Consider the following 23221-nt stretch of genomic DNA (forward strand, 5'->3'; position numbering starts at 1 on the left):
ACAGCCTCATTTTTACGGTTTTTACATATACTGTATAAACATACAGTATATTAATGACTATGACACATCAAATGAATCCTGCCAAAGTAAGTCTTAGTCAAGAACCACAAGCCTTGGCGGGGCATTTTGCCGTCTATGAGCTCAAGCTCTTGAGTCACCGGATTTCAGCTGGATTCCCTAGTCCGGCAGCAGATTACGCCGAAGACGGCCTAGATCTGAACCATTATCTGGTCCAAAACAAGCCAGCCACCTTTATGTTCACCGTGAAGGGTGACTCGATGCTGGGTGCTGGGATTTGTGATGGTGACAAGGTAGTGGTTGATAAAGCCCTGAAACCAAAACACAAAGATATCGTGGTGGCGGTGGTTGATAGCGAATACACCATTAAGCGTTTGTATCAATTGCGTGGTCGTATTGAGCTTCAAGCGGAAAACCCCAACTATCAAGCCATCACCTTTAATGAGGGTAGTGAGTTACAAATTTGGGGAGTGGTAGTTGGGGTGGTACGCAAGTACAGTAACGCGAGTACGAGATATAGCAAAGGTACACAGTGATGAGCGCACGTTCTGAAGATTCGCTAAGCCCACTTTTTGCACTCGTTGATGTGAATAACTTCTATGTTTCTTGCGAGCGCGTGTTCCAGCCGAAGTTAGAAGAGGTGCCAATGGTGGTGCTCTCGAATAATGATGGTTGTGCAGTAGCACGTAGTGCTGAAGTCAAAGCACTGGGCGTGAAGATGGGAGCGCCTTGGTTTCAGATGCAAGAGCTGGCTAAAAAGCATGGTATCAAGGCTTACTCATCCAACTACACCTTATACGGCGATATGAGTAGCCGTGTAGTGCAAGTGCTCAGAGCCTTTACGCCAAATTTAGAGGTTTACAGTATCGATGAGAGTTTTCTGCAAATTGAAACTGTCCTAAAGCAATACCAGGACACAGTTGAATTGGGTCAAAGGATTAAGCAGCAAGTCAAAGACATGACTGGCTTACCAGTCTGCGTTGGTATTGGCGCTAGTAAGACCTTAGCAAAGCTTGCCAATCATTTGGCCAAAAAACATCAGCAGTTCGCTGGCGTATGTGATGTGAATGCCATGACAAAACCAGAGCGCTATCAATGGATGAGCGAGACCGAAGTTGGCGAAGTGTGGGGTGTTGGTAGACAAATTGCCAAAAAACTCAAAGCCCAAAATATTCATACCGTATTTGATCTCTTGCAGGCTTCACCACAGGCAATGCGTCAACAGTTTGGGGTCGTGATGGAGCGCCTTTGCTATGAGCTACGCGGCACCTCTTGTCTGCAACTCGAAGAGGTAGCGCCAGCCAAGCAACAAATTATTGCCTCACGTAGCTTTGGAAAACCAGTTACCAGTCAAGCGGAGCTTGCTGAAGCGGTTGCCACCCACGTAGCACGAGCAGCCGAAAAATTGAGAACTCAAAATAGCATTACGGGCGCGCTCACAGTATTTATTCAGACTAACCCGTTTAAACAAAACGAGCCACAGTACTACCAAAGCGTCACTATTCCGCTCGCAGATGCAACAGACAACACGCTAGCATTAACCAACGCAGCGCTGGCAGGTCTTAAGAAAATATATCAACCTCACTTTCGTTACAAGAAAGCGGGCGTCATTCTGAATCTGATTGGCGATAAGCCAAGCGTACAGCAATCCTTATTTGAGGATATCGAAAGTAAAGGAAAGTCAGCACATCTCATGAAAGCCATGGATGAGATCAACAATCGCTTTGGTAATGCAGCAATCCGATCTGCGGCTGCAGGAACAAATAGCAGTAAACAAGAGTGGCAAATGAGATCGAGCAATAAATCGCCGAACTACACCACCAAGTGGGATGAGTTACCAGTAGCTAGATAAATGTAATAAAAAACAATACACAAAGGAGAAGCAAATGGACTTACTAAATAACTTTAATGGAATCTCTCTCGCCGTGATCATGGTTCTGTCATATTGGGCGGTATTGAAAAACACCAAGCGGCATGCAGGTGAAACGAAGCAAGTATTAAACGGTACTTATCGGTAAAGTAGTAGCCAGAAAAGAGGCGGTAGGTAGAGGGGGAATAAGGAAATCACGGATTCCTTATTCCCTTGTTATTGTTCGTTCCCGACAACTGAATATCTTCGGTATCAGAGTTTTCTTGTAGCGAAATCATCTCCTACCTCTTTCACTTATTTACTCAAACTTCTACGCTGAGCTCTTCAATATGGAGGAGGGCTTGTTTTGCGAGTTTCTATTGAGTGTTCTCATAAGCAGTTGCAACTATTCAGAGTTTCATTAGACGCAAGAACTGTCCTAGTTTTGGCAATTATTTGGATGATTTGGGGAATTTTCAGGATTGTGAAGATCTTCTGAAGATCTGCTTTTAATATGGGGGAGGGTGGATGAGCCAAACCCCCGGCACTGGCAGAAAATGGGTTTGGCTGCTTCGTTCCCGACCTGACCAGGTTATCCAACCCACCATGCGGGGAGGCCCATCCAATTCCATTTTAGCTTGTTAGAATGTAAGACATGACAGCATTGGCATTAGCCCGTTCGTGGCGCCCCAAAACATTCTCTGAGTTGGTAGGACAAGACCATGTGGTTAAGGCCTTAACCCATGCCTTAGATCAAGGGCGCTTACATCATGCGTGGCTCTTTACGGGCACTCGTGGGGTAGGTAAGACCACAATCGCTCGCATTATGGCTAAAGCACTTAATTGCACTGGAGCCGATGGCTCAGGCAAGATGACTTCAGAGCCTTGCGGAAAATGCCCAGCTTGCCTAGAGATTGATGCTGGTCGTTTTGTTGACTATATCGAGATGGATGCTGCAAGCAATCGTGGTGTTGACGATATTGCCGCTCTCCTTGAAAAAGCAGCATATGCACCAAGCAACGCTCGCTATAAGGTATACATGATTGACGAGGTGCATATGCTCACCAATCATGCCTTCAATGCCATGCTGAAAACTCTGGAAGAGCCACCAGAGCACGTCAAATTTATTCTGGCAACCACGGATCCACAAAAGATCCCAGTCACCATTTTGTCTCGTTGCTTGCAGTTCAATCTCAAGCAAATGCCAGTACCGCTCATCGTTGAGCATTTGGAAAAAGTACTCGCAGCAGAAAAAGTTGAATATGAAGTTAATGCATTAAGAGTCCTCGCTAAAGCGGCCCAAGGTTCCATGCGTGATGCCTTATCACTTGCTGACCAGGCAATTGCTTATGCTGCTGGAAAAGTAAGCGAAGAGTCTGTGCGTGGCATGCTCGGCACATTAGATGATGCTTATCTCATTCGTATTCTGGATTGCCTAATTGCTAAAGACGGTGCAAGCCTCCTTGCTGTTGCTAACGAGATGGGTGAGCGCAGCATGTCTTTCTCATTAGCGCTGCAAGACTTATCAAGCCTCTTGCAAAAAATTGCAGCAGCGCAAGTTGTCCCAGAATCCGTATTGGATGATTGGCCAGAAGCAGGCGAGATTCGTCGCTTAGCTACGCAACTCACTAAAGAAGAAGCACAACTCTTCTACCAAATCACCATTACTAGCCGTCCTGACTTGTCACTCGCGCCAGACGAGCAGACTGGCTTCGCCATGACGCTCTTGCGTATGTTGGCTTTTCGTCCAGGCAATGGTGGAGGTAGCTCCGCCCCAACTCCATCAGCTCCGCCAGTAAATACAGTACGTCCGGCTGCTGCAACAGCTCCAGCGGCTAGAGCCCCTGCAGCTAAAACAGCGGCACCCCCTGCTAGCAAGCCTGTTGCTCCTACTCCAGCGCCTGCTGCCGCAGCTGCTCCGGTTGGCAATTCAGCAGAGCGCCCTGATTGGCATGGCTTGATGCGTCAATTACCAGTTAAAGGCTTGGTGCAACAGTTGGCATTTCAGACAGAGTTACAAGATTGGAATGATTCAGCAGCGGGTGTGCGTGCAACTATCGTTACACCAATGCCACAGCTAGCTTCCGAGGCTTCTGTTGCAAGATTGGCTGATGCACTGACTGCATATTTTGGTAAGCCAGTGAAGATCGTGATTGAAAAAGGTGAGGTGGAGGGCAAGACAGTTGCTAAGGTTGATGCCCAGATTCATCAAGAAAAAAGAATGAATGCTGAGCAAATGATTGCTGCCGACCCATTTATTCAACAATTAGAAAAAGAGTTTGGGGCTAAGGTAGTTGGCGGCTCAGTGAAGCCCCTGTAATTTAAATTCAGTAACTCATAAGTACTCAACATAAGCACTAAGGAATAAAGCGATGATGAAAGGTGGACTTGCCGGCCTCATGAAACAGGCTCAGCAGATGCAAGAGAAAATGAAAACTGCGCAAGCCGAGTTGGCTGCGCTAGAGGTGACTGGCCAAGCTGCTGGCGGCTTAGTTAAAGTCACTATCTCTGGCAAATACGAACTGAAGCGTGTGCAAATTGATCCAGGTGCGATGGATGATCGTGAGATGTTAGAAGATTTGATCGTTACGGCTTATACAGAAGCATTTAAGCAAGTAGAGGCGGCTAGTGCGCAAATGATGTCTGGTGCGACTGCTGGTATGCCAATGCCCCCTGGCTTTAAGTTACCTTTCTAATTTCATTGATTTAATTCACTTATGGCACGCATAGAGGCACCTGTTGATGCACTCGGTCGTTTGATCGAGGCATTGCGTGTGCTGCCAGGTGTTGGCCCTAAGTCTGCTCAGCGCATGGCCTTTTATCTTTTGCAACATGATCGCAATGGCGCTGCAGTACTGGCCCAATCATTGGGTGAAGCGGTAGAGACTGTCGGCCACTGCGCGCGTTGCAATACTTTTTCTGAAACGCAGATTTGTAGCACTTGCGCAGATGAGCGTCGTGATCCATCCTTACTTTGCATAGTGGAGACGCCTGCTGATCAAGTGATGGTGGAGCAAACCTTAAGTTTTAAAGGCAACTACTTCGTTCTCATGGGTCGTCTCTCGCCACTCGATGGTATGGGGCCTAATGAAATTCATTTTGATCGTTTACTCACTCGTATTGAAAATCCAGATACTGGCGTACCCATACGGGAAGTAGTATTAGCGACTAATTTCACGAGTGAAGGTGAGGCTACTGCTCATTACATTGGGGAAGTGCTTAAAGCTAAAGGTATCAAAGTCACCCGTATTGCAAGAGGCATTCCCGTAGGCGGCGAACTCGAGTATGTTGATGCGGGAACTCTGGCTAGGGCTTTAATGGATCGCCGCTAATTTGCTGGTTTCTATTGAGTTGTCATAGTCATTCATTGATGATGCGAATTCTGCCTCGGGTATTGCAAAAAGAACCATCTATGTGAAGGCAATCCTGATCTACAAGTCAATATGCTCCAGGATATTTTGGCAAGTAGAGCAGAGATGAATCTCAATAAGTTAAGTCAATTTCGTTTTGGGCAGCCTAGCTAAATATCCCTTGAGTGCCCAGTAAGTTGTTTTCAGAGCACGGTGCCATCCCCTGTGCACCAAGCTCTAATCACCAATCTGTCATTCCTTTGCCATAAAGACTAGGTAAATTGCTTATTTTTGGGGATAATTTGCCTGCAGCATCCTTGGTCTTCAATTTCAAGCTTGCCCGGCTTTCCCCTGTCGGTGTATTTACTTTTGCTTTGATTGAGCCGGCATCCTAATTAGAAGTTGTGAATGACCCGCAAGTTTTACTTACTCCTCCTGTTGAGCATTTTGTGTACTTCTGCATTTGCGCAAAAAGCAGGGTCAGGCGCTGACCAAATCGCGAGTTTTGCTGATGACGTTTCATGGCTGTCAACAGAAGGTGAGATTTTTGGCCTGCCTGTAAACGTACACGGTCAAACAACCTATATTAATCAGCGTTACAACAATTTCACATCTTCATACTCTGGCCAAAATAGTATGAGTGAGCTGAAATCCATGAGCTATACCTGGTCTGGTACTTTGTTTTTGGGTTCTCGCTTAGCGCCAAACACAGATGTGTATTTCAATCCAGAAGTCGTTTCTGGCGTACCTTTTTCTGGCTTAGTTGGTCTAGGTGGTTTTACGAACGGCGAAGCAACAAAGGCGGGCGGCGCTCAGGCCAAGTTTTATTCTGCACGCGCATTTCTGCGTCACACTATTAATCAAGAGGGTGATAAGGTTTTGCTGGAGAATGATGCAAACCAAATTACGCAAACGGTAAGCAGCAATCGCATTGTGGTAACTGCTGGACAGTTTTCCACTTTAGATATTTTTGACGATAGTCGTTATGCTAAAGATCCTCGAGTTCAATTTATGAACTGGGGCAATATGACCTACCTTGCGTATGACTACTCTGCTGATGCACGTGGCTACAGCACTGGCTTAGCAGGTGAGTGGTATCTTGAGAATTGGGTCTTGCGCGCCTCTCGCATGCTCGCACCTAAGAACCCCAATGGTCGTGATTTGAACTGGCAAATCTTCAATACTTATGGCGATCAAGTTGAGGTTGAGCGACAACACAATATTGCTGACTTGCCTGGAAAGCTCAGCGTACTGGCGTATCGCAACAGAATGATCTTGGCACGCTTTCAGGATGCGACCAACTATGTCAACGCAAACAATGCGCAAGGTACACAGGCAATTAATAATGTTCGCACTAACTACCAATACAAAACAGGTATTGGTATCAATGGTGAACAAGCCTTGACCAAAGATCTCGGTATCTATGGTCGCGCATTTACCTCCGATGGGCATACAGAAACCATGTCATTTACTGAGGCAGATAACTCGCTTTCAGTTGGTATGGGTCTGAATGGAACAAGTTGGAAACGGCCGAGTGACAGTATCGGAATCTCGATGATGCAAAACGGCCTCTCGAGTTTTAGAAGAGGCTATTTGCAAGCTGGTGGCGTGTCTTACTTTATTGGTGACTATGCAGGTCCTTCACAAACGATCTCGTATCGCCCAGAAAGAATTGGTGAGGTGTACTACAACGCCCTAGTGGTCAAAAATGTATTGGCGGGATTGAACTTTCAGCACATTAGTAATCCAGCCTACAACTCAGCCCGCGGCCCTGTAAATATTGTGTCTTTCAGGATCCATGCCGAGTTTTAAAGGTTTTGTAGATCATGAGCTTAATTATTATCTTTAGAATCAATAAGATAGAAATTTTCAATAATTCGACTTTTGCCTTTTGTACCCTATAATCCTTTAAACCCCCTTTAGTAGGCATTGCAAGCCATAAATGTGTACCAGGGGCTATAAAAACAGCATTTTTATTGATTTAGAGGCAGCTGCATTTGTTTATTCTCAGTACACGTAAAACGAGCGTAGCAAATCTACTCAAAAGTATTGCACTCTTTGCAATAACTGCTTTTGCTTTCTCGGTATTTGCGCAAACATCCGCTGATAACGCCCCTGCTAGCGTCACTGTGCAATCAGGCGATTCTTCTTTAGCATCGCCACCATCGATCGGCGCGCAACTGAGTGCCCAAGACCAGAGTTCAAAGGCGGCAGAATTATTTGCGCCGGTAACCAAAGCCAATACGCCTAAGATTTATACGAAGCCTGCTTCAAATGGCCCAATGGAGATGGACTTACGCCAACTGTGGAGTGAGCTCAAACTCAATAACCCACAATTGTCTTCATTGCGTGAATCTTATCTCTCTGCTAAGGCAACGGTACCTCAGATTGCAGCACCAGCAAATCCACAGGTCGGCTTGGTGTGGTCTGGTATGCCAGTCAATTCACCATTTGCATTGGGTGGTGCGAATACGCCTTCAGCAGCAAATCCCAATGGAATCAGCAGTAATAATGCAATTTCTGTAGCACAACCTTTTCAGTTTCCAGGCAAGAAAAGTCTTGCGGCAGACATTGCTGATACCAATGCAGAGGCACTCTTAGCCAGCTCTGAGTCGACTTACTTGCAATTGGGGGCACAGCTTTCTACTTTGTATTACAACGCACTGGCGGCTCAGAAGCAGTTGCAGGTTTTGAAAGAGTCTGTCATGCGCCTGGAGATGGTGAAGAATGTTGCTAAAGCACGCTACGCTAATAATGCTGCGGCTTATGTTGAATATCTCAATGCTCAGGTCGCACAAAGTGCAGCACAAGCAGATCAGTTCAATGTTGAGCGCCAATTACAAGTTGGACTGAATAACATCAATACTTTGGTAGGTCGCCACTCACGTGAGAAATTGGTGCTGCGCGGTGATGTGCGCCGCGCTATGAATAGTGTGCCCACACTAGTTGAGTTAGAGGACTACGCAGAATCAAGCCATCCCTCCTTAAAGAGCTCAGCATTGCAATTAGATGCTGCACGCAAGGGTGTTGCACTTGCAAAGAAGGCATATTTGCCAGACTTTCAGGTAATCGGGTCTTCTTACACGCCACGCGGACCATTTGCTGCTAACAATGGCGCGATGTTCTATCAGTTCGAATTGGATCTAATAATTCCCTTATATTTCTTTACTAAAGAAAAGTATGGTGTAGAGCAGGCGCAGCGTAATCAAGCGGCTGCTGAAGCAGGTAACATTTCCAATCGACAGCAAATTGTGCTGGCGGTAAACACTGCTTATGCTGCTTACGAGCAGGCTAAGACCCAAACCCAATTTTTGAGGGAGCGTCAAGTGCCCCAAGCGGATGCTGCTTATAAAGTAGGATTAATACAGTATTCCAATAATGGTCAAGGTTTTAATGATTTGTTGACAGCGCAAACCCAATTGCGTAGCTTGGAAGTTCAGTTAGCTTTGGCTGAGGCAAATTTACTGCAGGCTCAGGCGGTATTGCTCGTCTCTGCAGGTAAAGAACCTTTTTAAGGAGTTGTTTTGAAGGACAAGTTAATTAAAATTCTGAGCCGAACTTCTGAGGAGTTGAAGAAGTTAAAGGCTAAGTTTATTGCTCGAATTGAGGCCAATACGAATGAAATACATCGTTCTTATTGGGCTCTCCCACTGGAAACCCGTGCTCGACTTCGTTTGGCCATTATTTGCGCATCCATTCTGATGCTTGGTATTGTCATCGGATTATTTGTAAACGTGAATCGCCCCGTCAAGTTAGATAAAACAGTAAAGTCTGTGAGCGTTGAGGGTACGGGCGCTATGGAATTAAAGCTTCCAGGGATTCAGCTTAATCCCAGTATTTATGTTTTTCAAGATGCTACTGTGGTTAAGGTTCCTGTAGAGCTTAAGGTTCCTGGGCGCTTAGCATTTAATGCTGAAAAAGCAAAAGTGCTTTCTGCAAGAGCGCCGGGTAGAGTTGAGAGGATCTATGCCTTTGATGGGGCTCCTGTAGAGGTTGGCACGCCAGTGATAGAACTTTATAGCCCTGAATTTTTGTCTGCTCAGCAGGAATACCTTTTGTCATCCAAGACCGCAAAGATCTTGGAGGTTAATAAAACAATGAGCGATCTTTTGGGTGATGCGCAAATCACGCAACAAGCTGCAGGGAATCGCATGCGCAACTTGGGTGCAAGTGAAGGCGACATTAAATCGCTTGAAAAAACTGGCAAGACCCAGACTAATCTCATCATGCGTTCACCGCTGCAGGGTGTTGTGGTGAAGCGTGCTGTTGAGCCTGGTTCGATTGTGAGTGCTGGCGACGTATTAGTCTCTCTCGCTAATCCAAAAGAACTTTGGTTCTTGGGCAATATATACGAGCAAGATATTCGCAAGATCCAAAAAGGGCAGACGATGATTCTTCGATCAGAGTCTTATCCAGACAAAGAGTTTATCGCTACAGCCAATTACATTGCGCCAGCGATTGATCCAGAAACGCATGCTTTGCTGATTCGCTGTGATGTTGAGAATACCGACGGACTTCTGCGTCCTGATATGTACGTTAGTGCACGCTTAAAGACCGCCGAAACTGAGGCAGTAGTTGTGCCTCAATCTGCCATTGTGCGTGTACGTGAAATGCGTTACGCCATTATCAAAACAGGACCCGATACTTATCGGAGATTCCTAGTAAAGGGTTATGACCTGGATGGTAAAAAGTTTGCTGTAACCGAGGGCTTGGAGCCTGGCATGAAAGTTTTAACTGATGGCGCGGTCTTATTAAACGACCGCTTTGCCAAGCAGGAGGAATAAGTGAGTTTCGTTACCTCCTTCATTCGGGGAGTTTTAGAAAAGCGCGTCATTATTCTTGCGGCTGCAGTAGTGCTATTGATTTTTGGCGCATTTAGTTTAAAGCAGTTACCAATTCAGCCATATCCTGGCGTTGCTCCGCTGACAATTCAAGCGATTTCACAGTGGCCTGGCAGGAGTACCACTGAGGTAGAGCAGCAAGTTACGATCCCTGTGGAAAATGCCTTGGCCGGTATTCCGGGGGTAAAAACTTTTCGCTCCGTATCTTTGTTTGGCTTGTCAGTTGTAACCTTAAAGTTCAACGACAATGTGGATCCATTTAAAGTCCGCCAAATTTTTTCAACCAATTTAGGTAATGTAGCTTTTCCACCAGGCGTTAGCTCCAGCGTTAGCCCTGACTCAGATGCTACTGGCGAGATCTTGCGCTATCAGGTGATTTCTGATTACGCTTCACCTACACGTTTAAAGACATTGCAAAACTATGAAATCTATAAAGAGTTAAAGCAAACTCCGGGTATTGCAGACGTTTCCTCATTTGGCGGCAAGATCCGACAGTATCAAGTCATCGTAAGCCCCGAGAGCCTGCAGTCCAAAGGGGTTACTGTTGCGCAATTAATTGAAGCGCTCTCTAGGGCGAATGACAATACTGGCGGTGGTGTTCTGCCAAGCGGTGAACAACAGTTTGTAGTACGTGGCGTTGGTCTATTGCGCAATATTGATGACATCAAACAGGTTGTCATTGCTGTGAACAAGGGTATTCCTGTTCGTATTGGTGATGTAGCTACGGTAGAAATTGGTAATGCGCCCCGCTTGGGGCTATTCCAGTTTGACAACAATCCTGATTCAGTAGAAGGAATTGTTTTTTTGCGTCGCGGTGAAAATGCTTCTGAAGTATTGGCTAGAGTGCGCGAACGAATCGATAACATTAACAGTCATATATTGCCCCCTGGCATTCAGATTAAACCTTTCTATGATCGTCAAGTACTCCTAGACATCACAGTGGGTACTGTAAAGCACACCATGTTCTTTGGTATCACGATGGTACTTGCCTTACTCTACGTTTTCTTGGGAAATTTGCGCGCTGCTGCAATTGTTGCTGCGGTGATTCCGCTCGCTCTATGTTTCTCCTTCATCATGATGTATCTCTTTAATGTGCCAGCTAACCTTATCTCTTTGGGTGCAATTGATTTTGGTGTGATTGTGGATGCGGCCGTAATCATTACAGAGAACGTCATGCGCCATCTAGAAGAAGGCGGTAAGCGTGTAAATCAAAGTATTATTTTGGCTACTAGCGAAGTCCAGCGCGCGATGGTCTATTCCACAAGCATCATTATTGTTGCGTATTCACCATTGTTCTTAATGGGCGGCGTTGAAGGCATTATCTTTAAGCCAATGGCTTTCACTATGGGTTTTGCTCTGGTAGCCTCGATTATTCTCAGTCTGACATTCCTACCTGCATCGATGTCATACGTCTTCGGTAACAATTTTAGTCATACGCCACCAAAATTTATAGGTTGGATGTTAGCTCACTACCGTCCTTTATTAAGGAAATGGATGGATCATCCACGCCATGTCATTACGGTTTCTATTTTCATTTTGGGCGTGACGCTATTGAGCGCTACCAGACTGGGAACAGCGTTCTTGCCAACCTTAGAAGAAAACAATATCTGGTTACGCGTAACACTACCAAATACAGTAGATCTTAATTACTCTATTAAGGTGGCTAATCAGTTGCGTGAAATTTTCTTAAAGCAGCCTGAGTTGGAGAAGGTTGCAGTCCAGATTGGGCGCCCCGATGATGGCACTGACTCTACGGGTGTCTTTAATCAAGAATATGGCTTGTATTTGAAATCTCCCGAAGAAATGCCAAAGGGAACAAGTAAGCATTTGCTAGTTCAGCATCTTCAGGCCGAGCTTGGAAAGATTCCTGGAATTAACTTTAGTTTTTCTCAATACATTCAAGATAACGTCAATGAGGCTTTATCTGGCGTTAAGGGCGAGAATTCAGTCAAAATCTATGGGGCAGATCTAGATGTCTTGGCAGATAAGGCGCACGATGTAGTTGCACAATTAAAGAAGGTGCGCGGTATCGAGGATGAGAACGTTCTTAAAGAATTAGGGCAACCTACCTTAAACATTCAAATTGATCGTGAGAAGTCTGCGCGCTATGGTGTGAATGTCGCAGACATTCAAACTGTTGTTGCCAATGCTATTGGTGGTGCGCCAGTAACCAACTTCCTTGAAGATGAAAAAACATTTGGGATTGCCGTGCGCTTGAACGAGGCTAGTCGAAATGATATTCCCGATGTCACCAACTTGTTAGTTGATGCACCAAATGGGCAAAAAGTACCTTTGGGAATGGTGGCCAACGTCAGGCTGACAGATGGACCTTTCTTTATCTATCGTGAATCAGGAAAGCGCTACATTGCAGTGATTTTCAGCGTACGCGGCCGAGATTTGGGTAGTGCTGTCGAAGACGCTAAGTATTTGGTTGAAAAGAATGTCAGTTTGCCAGCCAACTATATGATTTCTTGGGATGGCCAGTTCAATCAAATGAAAGCCGCTCAACAAAAGTTGATGGTCATCATTCCATTAACTTTAGTGGCAATTTTCTTGCTCTTAGTTGCTGCTCTGGGCAACTTCCGAGATGCTGTCATTGTTTTGATTAATGTTCCTTTTGCCGCCATTGGGGGAATCATTGCACTTCACTTGGGTGGTGAGACCTTGAGTATCTCCGCACTATTTGGCTTTCTCTCATTATTCGGTATCGCGATTCAGGATGGCGTAATTCTAGTCTCTTATATCAATAAGACGGTAGCTGAAGAACATGGTGCCATGAAAGATGCCATGGTAGATGGCGCTGCCTTACGTGTTCGCCCTGTCATGATGACTGCGATGTTGGCTGGCCTAGGTCTATTACCTGCAGCTCTCTCTCATGCTATTGGATCTGAAGCGCAGCGCCCATTAGCCTTGGTAATTGTCGGCGGCATGGTCACCACCACCATCTTGACGCTCTTGGTATTGCCGGTGATTTACGCAGCTATGAAATCACGCGGTAAGCATTCTCCTGGGCTGGTGTGATGTCAAGACTACCGCACATTCTGGTTTCTAACGATGATGGCTACCTCGCTCCTGGCTTATTGGCTTTGGTAAACGCCGTACGTCCACTAGGCCGCATTACCGTGATTGCGCCTGAGCAAAATCACAGTGGAGCCTCAAATTCATTAACCTTATCTCGACCGCTATCGATTCACCGAGTAGCGGGTGGCGACCGAGATGGCTTCTTCTTTATCAATGGCACGCCAACGGATTGCGTGCATGTGGCCATGACTGGTTTCTTAGATGAAAAGCCTGACTTAGTAATTTCAGGCATTAACCAGGGCGAGAATATGGGCGAAGATGTGCTTTATTCTGGTACGGTTGCAGCAGCAATTGAAGGGGTGATGTTTGGTGTTCCTGGCATTGCTTTCTCGCAAATTGATCGTGGCTGGAATCGTATTGATGATGCCGCTCAAGCTGCGCATGATGTTGTGGCGCAAATGCTAGTTTCGACTCTTGCTAGAGCTGAGGGCACGGCGACACTGCTCAACGTCAATATTCCCAATCGCCCCTATGCTGATTTATACCGCTGGCGCGTGACCCGTTTGGGTAACCGCCACCACTCTCAGCCAGTGGTTGTGCAAGATAGCCCCCGTGGCGATAAGATTTATTGGATTGGTGCGGCTGGGCATGTAAAAGATAATTCTGAAGGCACTGATTTCCATGCAATTGATGAGGGTTGTATTTCAATTACCCCAATGCAATTGGATTTGAGTCATCACGCACGCTTGGCGGCGATGCGTTCTAACGGTTGGGATCGCGGTTGAAGGCTCCAACTGAAAGATTTGCCGCCTATCGTCAAGCACTGGCAGCCAAAGTACATGATGCTGGCGTGAAGCACGGAAAAACTCTAGAGGCTATTGCTACAGTTCCGCGTCACGCATTCATTGATGCTGGTTTACATGCGCAAGCGTATGAAGATACGGCGCTGCCAATTGGTCAAGAGCAAACTATTTCTAAGCCATCGGTAGTAGCTCGCATGATCGAGCTATTGCATAAGCCCAGGCATAAACTTGGAAAAGTACTCGAGATCGGCACAGGTTGTGGTTACCAAGCCGCAGTTCTAAGCTTATTAGCAGATGAGGTGTATTCAATAGAGCGCATACGTCCGCTGCATGATCTGGCTAGAGCAAAGTTACGCCCATTTCGTATTAATAATTTGCGCCTGATCTACGGTGACGGTATCTTGGGTTTGCCGCAAGCCGCCCCTTTTGATGGAATCATTTTGGCGGCCGCAGGTTTGGGCATTCCGGATGCCTTATTGGACCAATTGGCTATCGGAGGGCGTTTAGTTGCCCCTGTAGCTAAAAATGAAAAAGAGCAGCAGCTGATTATGGTTGAAAGAATGAGCTCTCAGCGTTATGAAAGAACTGTTCTGGACGAGGTCTTTTTTGTCCCCTTACAATCAGGGGTAGTATGAAATCGAATCAGAATTCAATATCGAATATGCCTAATAGCTTATCCAAAAGCTTCTTGATTGCAGCCCTCTCTGCATCATTGCTGTTGACTGTCGGGTGCTCTACGCCGCGGACCAAGCCTGCCAGTGTGACTGATCGTAGCGGGGGGTCGTATGAGCCAGCGCCTGCTGGTTACTATCGCGTGAAGAGGGGTGACACCTTAGCGCGCATTGCCTTGGATCATGGGCAGGCACCACGTGATGTGGCGCAGTGGAATGCTTCAGTCAATCCAAGCTTTAATCCAAATGTAATTGAAGTTGGCGACTTGGTGTTAATTAAAGCGCCTGCAGGCTTAAAGTCTGCTAAAGCAGTTGATAAAAAACCAGAGGGCGATAAATTAGATGCATTGCCCACAGAAGCTACCAAGCCAGAAGTGGTGGCTGAGCCTGGCATTCGTTTGTCTTGGCCGGCTAAAGGTAAGCTTACTGGTGAATTTAACGAAACTAATAAAGGGATCGATATCGCCGGTAAAGTTGGCGAGCCGATATTGGCTGCCTCGGATGGCAAAGTTGTTTACGCTGGGAATAGCTTGCGTGGTTACGGTAACTTGGTAATTGTTAAACATGACAATACTTATCTCACTGCTTATGCACATAACAGCAAGCTTTTGGTGAAAGAGGGTGATGCTGTTCGCAAGGGGCAGAAGATTGCTGAAATGGGCGACACAGATACCACCGCTGCCAAGCTCCATTTCGAATTACGAGTAAACGGTAAGCCTGTAAATCCAACGCCGTACCTCCAGTAAGTTTTCGGCAAGAGCGTATGGCCACCGTACTCGTATTTGATATTGAAACTATTCCCGATGTATCTGGATTGCGTCGTCTGGAAGAGTATCCAGCCCCTATGAGCGATGCTGAAGTAGCAGCTAAGGCTATGTCCGATAGGGCCACTAAAACTGGTAGCGAATTTCTGCCGCTGTATCTGCAAAAGATTATTGCCATCTCTTGTGTGATTCGGAGAAGTACTAAAGAAGGCGCTCCTCAAATTAAAGTAGGCACGCTAGGTACGCCACAAGATGATGAGAAGGTATTAATTCAAGCCTTCTTCGATTTAATTGAAAAATACACTCCACAATTGGTTTCCTGGAACGGAAGTGGTTTTGATTTACCAGTGTTGCATTACCGAGCACTTGCCAATCATGTTCAGGCACCACGTTATTGGGAGATGGGTGAGAGTCAAGAGACAGATAGCCGTGACTTTAAGTGGAATAACTATATTAGCCGCTATCACATGCGTCATCTCGACATGATGGACCTTTTGGCAAAGTTCAATGGCAGAGCCAATGCGCCCTTGGATGGTTTAGCAAAACTCTGTGGCTTCCCGGGTAAGATGGGAATGGATGGTAGTCAAGTTTGGCCTGCTTATCAGGATGGCAAGATCGATGACATTCGTCGCTATTGCGAGACTGATGTGGTCAATACTTATTTAATGTACTGCCGCTTTCAGTTGCTGCGTGGCGGCTTCTCTTTAGATGAATACAAAGAAGAAATTGATTTTGTCAAAGCCTATCTAGCAAAAGAAGCAAAAGAGCCTAACGGTAGCCAGTGGAAAGAATATCTCCAAGGTTTCGCAGCGGATGCGTAGAGGGGATAAGCCTGTCAATATCGAAGTGACTGAGCCGATAAGAGTTGAAGCCCTCGATCTAGATGCCCAAGGTATCGCCCGCTTAAGGCCAAATGAAGAAGAAGTTCTCCAGGGTCAAAGCGGCAAAGTCATATTTATCAAAGGCGCACTGCCTACAGAGCTCGTAACTTACACCATCACCAGCGATAAAGCACGTTTTAGCAAAGCCAAAGTGCGCGAGATCTTAAGGCCTGCAGTATTTAGAGCGGAGCCCAAGTGTGCAGCCTTTGGTGTCTGCGGGGGCTGTACGATGCAGCACTTAGATATTCGGGCACAGGTTGCGATGAAGCAGCGCGTGCTTGAAGATGATTTGCAACATATTGCCAAGACCAAGCCACAAGAAATTTTGCGACCAATGGGTGGCCCAACCTGGGAATACCGTCACCGTGCACGCTTGAGTGCTGTGAATCGCTCGATTAAAAAAGGCACAGTACTCATTGGCTTTCATGAGGGTAAGAGTGGCTATGTAGCTGATATGCTTGCCTGCGAGATTTTACCCAAATACGTTTCTAATTTACTGCCTGAGATGCGCAAGTTGATAATGGGTTTATCCATCGTGGATCGCATGCCACAGATTGAAATCGCGGTAGGGGAGCCCGAGGATCCAAGCTCAAATGATCTGAAGAAAAATATTCCTGTGACCGCATTGGTACTTCGTAATCTCCTGCCATTAACCAATGCTGATGAGCAATTGCTGCGTGCATTTGCAGATCAACATCAAGTATGGATCTGGCTGCAGCCCAAAGGAATTGAGACTGTAGCCCCGTTTTACCCTGAGACTGGCAAGCTTTGCTATCGCCTACCCGAGTTTGAAATCGAGATGCCTTTTAAGCCGACTGATTTCACGCAAGTGAATCACATGATGAACCGTGCGCTGGTGAGTAGAGCAATTCGTCTTCTAGAAGTTAAAGTAACTGATCGTGTGCTTGATCTATTTTGCGGTCTTGGGAACTTCACATTACCACTTGCTAGGAAAGCAAAACAGGTCTTAGGTATCGAGGGATTGGAGACTTTAACAACGCGCGCCAAGGAGAATGCGCTACATAATGGCCTTGCAGATAAAGTCAATTTCATGAAAAGCGACTTATTTGAAGTCACTCCAGAAACGATTGCATCGTGGGCTAAAGCTGAGCGTTGGCTGATGGATCCACCACGCGAAGGCGCAATGGAAATCTGTAAAGCGCTTGCTGAACTCCATACTCAGGATAGCGAGTTACTGCCACAGAGGATTGTGTATGTTTCCTGTAATCCCAAAACATTGGCTAGAGATGTAGAGATTTTGTGTCATCACGCAGGCTATACACTCAGTAGCGCGGGGATCATCAATATGTTCCCGCATACTTCCCACGTGGAATCCATGGCGGTCTTTGATCGCCCTAAACCACTATAAATCCCTGCTTCAGAGTCATTTTCAGCAATTTCAGCTTCAAATTAGTGCATCAGGCTATATTGCGGTGCAATATTCCAAGGGGTTAGTCTTATAGAAGAGTAGATTGAAGTTGTGCAGCGATGTCTGGCTGCTAACAATTTCATCAACCACTGGGAGTGTGTCATGAAAGCCTCAGATAGTTTTGCAATCATTTTGATTTTGATTGCGCTGTCTTATGCGGTCAGCATGTTTGTGGCGAATTAATAGTTCACCTACAAAAGAGCTAAGACAAAAAAAGGCGCCAGCAGGCGCCTTTAGGGAACAACACACTAAGGATATTAGTGAGGATTCATCTCTCTTAGTCTCGATTACCGCCAACAATACCCAAGAGAGCAAGTAGGTTAGTGAAAACGTTGTACACATCTAGGTAAATAGCCAGAGTAGCCATGATGTAGTTTGTCTCACCACCATTGATCACACGCTGCACGTCAACCAAGATGAAGGCGGAGAAGATAGCGATTGCAAGAACCATCACAGTCAACATCAAAGCTGGCAACTGTAACCAAATGTTTGCCAATGAGGCAACGATCAAGAGCAGTACACCAACCATTAACCATTTACCCATGCCAGCAAAATCACTCTTACTTACAGTGGCAATCGTTGCCATGACGGCAAAGATGGCCGCTGTGCCGCCGAAGGACAGCATGATCAGGGATGCGCCGTTGCTATAGCTATTGAGGGTATAACCGATCAAGCGGGACATCATGATGCCCATGAAGAAGGTGAAGCCTAGCAAGAGCAGAACGCCTACGCCAGTTTCTTTATTCTTTTCAATTGCCCAAAAGAAGCCAAAGGCAACCGCCATGAAAACAATGAAACCAATAAATGGACTTCCAGAGAATAGGTCAAGCCCCGTTGCCACACCAAGCCAGGCACCAATCACTGTTGGAACCATGGATAGTGCTAAGAGAGCATAGGTATTGCGTAGTACGCGGTTGCGTACCTGAACAGTGCTTACTGAGCCAGTTTGGCCAAAGCCGTAAGAGTTAAGATCACTCATAGGGACTCCTTTTTCGTAGTTGTTACATGAGCCCACGAAGGGCTGTTACCAGTAAGTATAGACAAAACACCTCAATTTCAAGCCCCACAAGAAAAGACCTGCAAATTAAGGGCTTATGCCCTGTAAATTCAAAGGCTTAGCCCTACTTCTATAGGGGTAAATACTGTCAAGCAATGTATAATTCGGGGGTCGTTGAGCTGGGGAGGGCTATTTAGTCCGTTTTTGACCTTAGCTAACAAATATCTTTGAAATCACTATTGGAGTATTGCATGGCAATTGAACGCACCCTTTCTATTATCAAACCTGATGCTGTCGCTAAAAACGTCATCGGCAAAATCTATGACCGTTTTGAATCCGCTGGTTTGAAGATCGTTGCTTCCAGAATGGCGCACCTGTCACAAGTTGAGGCTGAGCAATTCTATGGCGTTCATAAAGATCGTCCTTTCTTCAAAGATTTGGTGAACTTCATGATTTCTGGCCCTGTGATGATTCAGGTATTGCAAGGCGAAGGCGCTATTGCTAAGAATCGTGATTTGATGGGTGCTACCGATCCTAAGAAAGCAGACAAAGGCACAATCCGTGCTGATTTTGCTGACAGCATTGATGCAAATGCTGTTCACGGTTCGGATGCTCCTGAAACAGCTGCTGTGGAAGTTGCTTTCTTCTTCCCTGGTATGAATGTTTTCAATCGTTAATCACTTATTAATCGATTAGCTATTTATTTATAAGTAAACGCATTGACCTCCCCGCGCGTAAATCTCTTAGATTTTGACGCTGACCAAATGGCGGCGTATGTCGCGGGGTTGAATGAAAAGCCCTTTAGGGCAAAGCAGCTCATGCAATGGATACACCAACGTGGCGTATCCGACATTAACGACATGAGTGATTTGGCAAAAAGCTTCAGAGCGACCTTGTTGGACAAGGCTGAAGTACTTTCTCTTCCCATTATCAAAGATGAGCACGCGCATGATGGTACCCGCAAGTGGTTGCTAGACGTGGGCGCTGGTAATGCGGTGGAGTCCGTTTTTATTCCAGAAGATGATCGAGGCACATTGTGCATCTCTTCACAGGCAGGATGTGCAGTTAATTGCCGTTTTTGCTCTACGGGACATCAAGGCTTTTCACGCAATCTCACTTCCGGTGAAATCATTGGTCAATTGTGGTTTGCTGAGCATCTCTTGCGTAATGATCCGGAAGCTGTACGTAGAATCGAAAAATATCCAACACCAGGTTGGGAGCACACAGGCCGTGTGATCTCCAATGTAGTAATGATGGGTATGGGTGAGCCACTGCTTAACTATGACAACGTTGTAACTGCCTTGCGTTTAATGCTGGATGACAGGGCATATGGCTTGTCACGTCGTCGGGTTACGGTATCCACTTCGGGCGTAGTACCGATGATTGATCGTTTGGCGCAAGATTGCCCAGTGGCATTAGCGGTTTCATTGCACGCACCAAATGATGCATTGCGCGATCAACTGGTGCCACTCAATCAAAAATACCCCTTACATGAATTACTCGATGCTTGTGAGCGCTACTTGCCATTTGCACCAAGAGATTTTTTGACCTTTGAATACTGCATGCTCGATGGCGTGAATGATTCCGACATTCAGGCAAAAGAATTGGTGCGCTTACTCAAGAATATTAAGTGCAAGATCAACCTTATTCCTTTTAACCCGTTCCCAGAGTCAGGCCTTAAGCGCTCACCAGCCCAAAGAGTACATGCCTTTGCTAGCATCCTATTAGATGCGGGCATGGTGGCAACAGTGCGCAAGACCCGTGGCGATGATATTGCCGCTGCCTGTGGTCAGCTTGCCGGTGATGTTGTAGATCGCACCCGAGTGCGTGAACGTGCGGTGCACGATGCAGAAATTATCACAGAGATACAAGAGCAGCCAATCGAGTGGCTGAAAAAATTAAATTAACCATTAGATCCCAATCAATAGATCACAATGCGCTCTCATCATTCATTGCCACCATTACCGCTAGGTCCATCTCCTAAGCGTGTAACGCGTCAAGCAAATGTTGCTTGGAAAACCAACATCATTACTGTGGGTGGTGATGCGCCAGTGCGGGTACAGTCAATGACGAATACTGATACTGCAGATGCAGTAGGGACGGCGATTCAAGTAAAAGAGTTAGCGCGTGCTGGTTCAGAGATGGTGCGCATTACTGTGAATACGCCTGAAGCTGCGGCAGCCGTTCCCTATATTCGAGAGCAGTTGGATAAGATGGATGTGTTGGTGCCATTGATTGGCGACTTCCATTACAACGGCCATACTTTATTAAATGATTTTCCTGATTGCGCCAAAGCACTCTCCAAGTACCGTATTAATCCAGGCAATGTGGGTAAAGGCGCTAAGCGTGATCCACAGTTTGCGCAAATGATTGAAGCAGCCTGTAAATACGATAAGCCAATACGCATTGGTGTGAATTGGGGAAGCTTAGATCAAGATCTCTTGGCATCTATTATGGATAGCAATGCTGCTTTAGAGGCTCCAAAAACTGCTCAAGAAGTGATGATTGAGGCTCTGATTCAATCTGCACTGCAATCTGCAGAAAAAGCAGTTGAGTTGGGTATGAATCCCGATCAAATTTTACTTTCTTGTAAAGTCAGCAATGTGCAGGACTTAGTAGCTGTCTATCGCGATCTCTCGCGCCGCTCTGACTATCCGCTGCACTTAGGATTAACTGAGGCGGGTATGGGTAGCAAAGGCATTGTGTCTTCAACTGCGGCAATGGGTATTTTGTTGCAAGAAGGCATTGGCGACACGATTCGAGTTTCTTTAACTCCTGATCCAGGTGCACCGCGTGAGAACGAGGTCATTGTTGCCCAAGAAATTTTGCAAACGATGGGTCTGCGTAACTTTACGCCCATGGTGATTGCATGCCCTGGATGCGGCAGAACAACTAGTACCACCTTCCAAGAATTAGCGGCCAATATTCAATCCTATTTGCGTCAACAAATGCCGGTGTGGAAGAAAACCCATCCCGGTGTAGAGAATATGAATGTAGCGGTGATGGGTTGTATTGTGAATGGCCCAGGCGAGAGTAAGCACGCTAATATTGGTATTTCACTACCAGGAACAGGCGAAACTCCAGCTGCACCAGTGTTTGTGGATGGCGTTAAGGTGAAAACTCTGCGAGGTGAGAAAATCGCTGAAGAGTTTCAGGTCATCGTAGATGAGTACGTTAAACAGAATTACGCAACAAAAGCGTAACAGAGCCAAATTCGTAGAACAAGAATAAAAATGACTGATCAGAACAAAGACCAAAAAGCAGAAGCTAAAGTCCAGAAGACTCAAAAGATCAACGGCGTACGCGGTATGAATGATTTGCTGCCAGCTGATGCTGCGCAATGGGCCCACCTTGAGCATGTTCTGCGTGATTTAACCCGTGCTTATGGTTATGAGTTTTTGCGCACACCAATTGTGGAAGCAACTGCAGTGTTTCAGCGCGGTATTGGCGAGGTGACCGATATTGTTGAAAAAGAAATGTATTCCTTTGAGGATCGTTTAAATGGCGAGCAACTTACTTTGCGTCCTGAAGGTACTGCTGCATTAGTGCGTTCTGTTATTGAAAACAATTTACTGTACGAGGGACCTAAGCGTCTTTGGTACACCGGACCTATGTTCCGTCATGAGCGTCCACAGCGCGGCCGTTATCGCCAGTTCCACCAGTTTGGTATCGAGGCATTAGGCTTCGCTGGCCCTGATATTGATGCAGAGATTATTCTCATGGGTCAACGCCTTTGGGACGAGTTGGGATTAAAAGGCGTGCGCCTGGAGATCAATTCTTTAGGGCAGGCCAATGAGCGTGCTGAGCATCGTGCTGCCTTGGTAATGTACTTTGAGAAAAATATATCGCAACTTGATGAAGACTCACAACGACGCCTCATCAGCAATCCTTTGCGTATTTTGGATTCTAAAAATCCAGAGATGCAGGCATTGATTGAAGATGCTCCAAAGTTATTGGATTTCTTGGGTGAAGAATCTCTTGCGCACTTTAATGCAGTGCAGGCTTTGATCAAAGCCAATAACATCCCTTGCAAAATTAATCCTCGCCTGGTGCGCGGTTTAGATTATTACAACCTCACCGTTTTCGAGTGGGTGACTGATGAGTTGGGCGCACAGGGCACCATTGCTGGCGGTGGCCGCTATGATCCGTTAATTGAACGTATGGGCGGCAAGGCTGCACCAGCTTGTGGTTGGGCTATGGGGATGGAGCGTGTTCTAGAGCTTATGAAAGTTTCTGGCTCGCTTCCAGAGGCGCAGTCCCAATGCGATATCTTTGTATTGCATCAAGGCGGTGAGACTTTGACTGCTGCCATGATTATTGCTGAGCGTTTACGTAGCGCCGGCATCGATACGATTCTTTTCTGCCCTCCTGATGGTCAATCCGCCAGCTTTAAGTCCCAAATGAAGAAGGCTGACAGCAGTGGAGCTGCTTTTGCAGTCATTATTGGCCCAGATGAATTGGCCAAGAATGAGGCTCAGATCAAAGACTTACGTTCTAGCGGCGAGCAAAAGGCCGTTCCTTTGGAAGGGGTGCTGGAGGCTGTAATTGATGTCTTGGTGGGCAGCTCCGAATAGAATGAGTCTATTCATTACATTTA

At 46.2% G+C, this 23221-nt stretch carries 19 protein-coding genes, 1 other RNA gene and 1 pseudogene; 19 read left to right on the forward strand and 2 right to left on the reverse strand.

Features of this window, described 5'->3' with window-relative positions; translation table 11 throughout:
• The first annotated feature begins 53 nt into the window (after positions 1-53).
• Genes C2740_RS03200 through C2740_RS09435 form a run of 3 tightly spaced genes read left to right on the forward strand, consistent with a single transcriptional unit; the run spans position 54 to position 2036 of the window.
• Positions 54-554, forward strand: a complete 501-nt coding sequence (locus tag C2740_RS03200; RefSeq protein WP_215293973.1) for a LexA family transcriptional regulator — start codon at positions 54-56, stop codon at positions 552-554.
• Positions 554-1870, forward strand: a complete 1317-nt coding sequence (locus C2740_RS03205; protein WP_215293974.1) for a Y-family DNA polymerase — start codon at positions 554-556, stop codon at positions 1868-1870. The genes C2740_RS03200 and C2740_RS03205 overlap by 1 nt, the downstream gene beginning before the upstream one ends.
• 34 nt (positions 1871-1904) lie before the next feature.
• A complete protein-coding gene (locus tag C2740_RS09435; protein WP_256437853.1) occupies positions 1905-2036 on the forward strand; it encodes a hypothetical protein in 132 nt (43 codons plus the stop codon).
• 355 nt (positions 2037-2391) lie between these two features.
• Here the strand turns inward: C2740_RS09435 and ffs are convergent.
• Positions 2392-2490, reverse strand: an RNA gene (gene ffs / locus C2740_RS03210) — signal recognition particle sRNA small type.
• A 32-nt stretch (positions 2491-2522) separates the two neighbouring features.
• On the opposite strand from ffs, the gene dnaX reads away from it, so the two are divergent.
• The 12 genes and pseudogenes from dnaX to rlmD all read left to right on the forward strand — a co-directional run bounded on the left by dnaX (position 2523) and on the right by rlmD (position 17567).
• Entirely contained in the window at positions 2523-4187 is a 1665-nt protein-coding gene (gene dnaX / locus C2740_RS03215) for a DNA polymerase III subunit gamma/tau (RefSeq protein WP_215293975.1), read from the forward strand.
• Between the two features lie 52 nt (positions 4188-4239).
• Positions 4240-4563 (forward strand): YbaB/EbfC family nucleoid-associated protein, encoded by a 324-nt coding sequence (locus tag C2740_RS03220; protein WP_072582156.1) that lies wholly within the window; start codon positions 4240-4242, stop codon positions 4561-4563.
• A 21-nt stretch (positions 4564-4584) separates the two neighbouring features.
• The gene (gene recR / locus C2740_RS03225) at positions 4585-5199 is read left to right on the forward strand and encodes a recombination mediator RecR (protein WP_215293976.1); all 615 of its coding nucleotides are present in this window, start codon (positions 4585-4587) and stop codon (positions 5197-5199) included.
• A gap of 426 nt (positions 5200-5625) precedes the next feature.
• Complete coding sequence (locus C2740_RS03230) at positions 5626-7029, forward strand: carbohydrate porin (RefSeq protein WP_215293977.1); 1404 nt, start codon at positions 5626-5628, stop codon at positions 7027-7029.
• Positions 7030-7214: 185 nt separating this feature from the next.
• Positions 7215-8732, forward strand: coding sequence for a TolC family protein (locus tag C2740_RS03235; RefSeq protein ID WP_215293978.1), 1518 nt, complete (start codon positions 7215-7217; stop codon positions 8730-8732).
• Between the two features lie 9 nt (positions 8733-8741).
• Positions 8742-10001 (forward strand): efflux RND transporter periplasmic adaptor subunit, encoded by a 1260-nt coding sequence (locus C2740_RS03240; RefSeq protein WP_215293979.1) that lies wholly within the window; start codon positions 8742-8744, stop codon positions 9999-10001.
• Positions 10002-13079, forward strand: a complete 3078-nt coding sequence (locus C2740_RS03245; protein ID WP_215293980.1) for an efflux RND transporter permease subunit — start codon at positions 10002-10004, stop codon at positions 13077-13079.
• Complete coding sequence (surE, locus tag C2740_RS03250) at positions 13079-13864, forward strand: 5'/3'-nucleotidase SurE (protein ID WP_215293981.1); 786 nt, start codon at positions 13079-13081, stop codon at positions 13862-13864. The genes C2740_RS03245 and surE overlap by 1 nt, the downstream gene beginning before the upstream one ends.
• 29 nt (positions 13865-13893) lie before the next feature.
• Positions 13894-14517: pseudogene (locus tag C2740_RS03255) on the forward strand (protein-L-isoaspartate(D-aspartate) O-methyltransferase); the annotation flags it as partial.
• A 26-nt stretch (positions 14518-14543) separates the two neighbouring features.
• Positions 14544-15299 (forward strand): peptidoglycan DD-metalloendopeptidase family protein, encoded by a 756-nt coding sequence (locus C2740_RS03260; protein WP_251369684.1) that lies wholly within the window; start codon positions 14544-14546, stop codon positions 15297-15299.
• A 17-nt stretch (positions 15300-15316) separates the two neighbouring features.
• Positions 15317-16138, forward strand: coding sequence for a 3'-5' exonuclease (locus C2740_RS03265; protein WP_215293984.1), 822 nt, complete (start codon positions 15317-15319; stop codon positions 16136-16138).
• The gene (rlmD, locus tag C2740_RS03270; RefSeq protein ID WP_215293985.1) at positions 16131-17567 is read left to right on the forward strand and encodes a 23S rRNA (uracil(1939)-C(5))-methyltransferase RlmD; all 1437 of its coding nucleotides are present in this window, start codon (positions 16131-16133) and stop codon (positions 17565-17567) included. Before C2740_RS03265 ends, rlmD begins: the two co-directional genes overlap by 8 nt.
• Before the next feature lie 337 nt (positions 17568-17904).
• Here the strand turns inward: rlmD and C2740_RS03275 are convergent, their stop codons facing one another.
• On the reverse strand, positions 17905-18606 hold the full coding sequence (locus tag C2740_RS03275; RefSeq protein ID WP_215293986.1) for a Bax inhibitor-1 family protein: 702 nt from the start codon (positions 18604-18606) through the stop codon (positions 17905-17907).
• 269 nt (positions 18607-18875) lie between these two features.
• Here C2740_RS03275 and ndk point away from each other — a divergent pair, with 269 nt between their 5' ends.
• The 4 genes from ndk (at position 18876) to hisS (ending at position 23198) form a co-directional block, all read left to right on the forward strand.
• Positions 18876-19301, forward strand: coding sequence for a nucleoside-diphosphate kinase (ndk, locus tag C2740_RS03280; protein WP_215293987.1), 426 nt, complete (start codon positions 18876-18878; stop codon positions 19299-19301).
• 87 nt (positions 19302-19388) lie between these two features.
• Positions 19389-20531 carry a 23S rRNA (adenine(2503)-C(2))-methyltransferase RlmN gene (gene rlmN, locus C2740_RS03285; protein WP_251369710.1) on the forward strand — a complete coding sequence of 381 codons (1143 nt, stop codon included), beginning with the start codon at positions 19389-19391 and terminating at the stop codon, positions 20529-20531.
• A gap of 27 nt (positions 20532-20558) precedes the next feature.
• Positions 20559-21827 carry a flavodoxin-dependent (E)-4-hydroxy-3-methylbut-2-enyl-diphosphate synthase gene (ispG, locus tag C2740_RS03290; protein WP_215293989.1) on the forward strand — a complete coding sequence of 423 codons (1269 nt, stop codon included), beginning with the start codon at positions 20559-20561 and terminating at the stop codon, positions 21825-21827.
• 30 nt (positions 21828-21857) lie between these two features.
• Positions 21858-23198, forward strand: coding sequence for a histidine--tRNA ligase (gene hisS, locus C2740_RS03295; RefSeq protein WP_215293990.1), 1341 nt, complete (start codon positions 21858-21860; stop codon positions 23196-23198).
• The last annotated feature ends 23 nt before the right edge of the window (positions 23199-23221 follow it).

The organism is Polynucleobacter sp. MG-5-Ahmo-C2, from assembly GCF_018687735.1.
GTDB lineage: Bacteria > Pseudomonadota > Gammaproteobacteria > Burkholderiales > Burkholderiaceae > Polynucleobacter.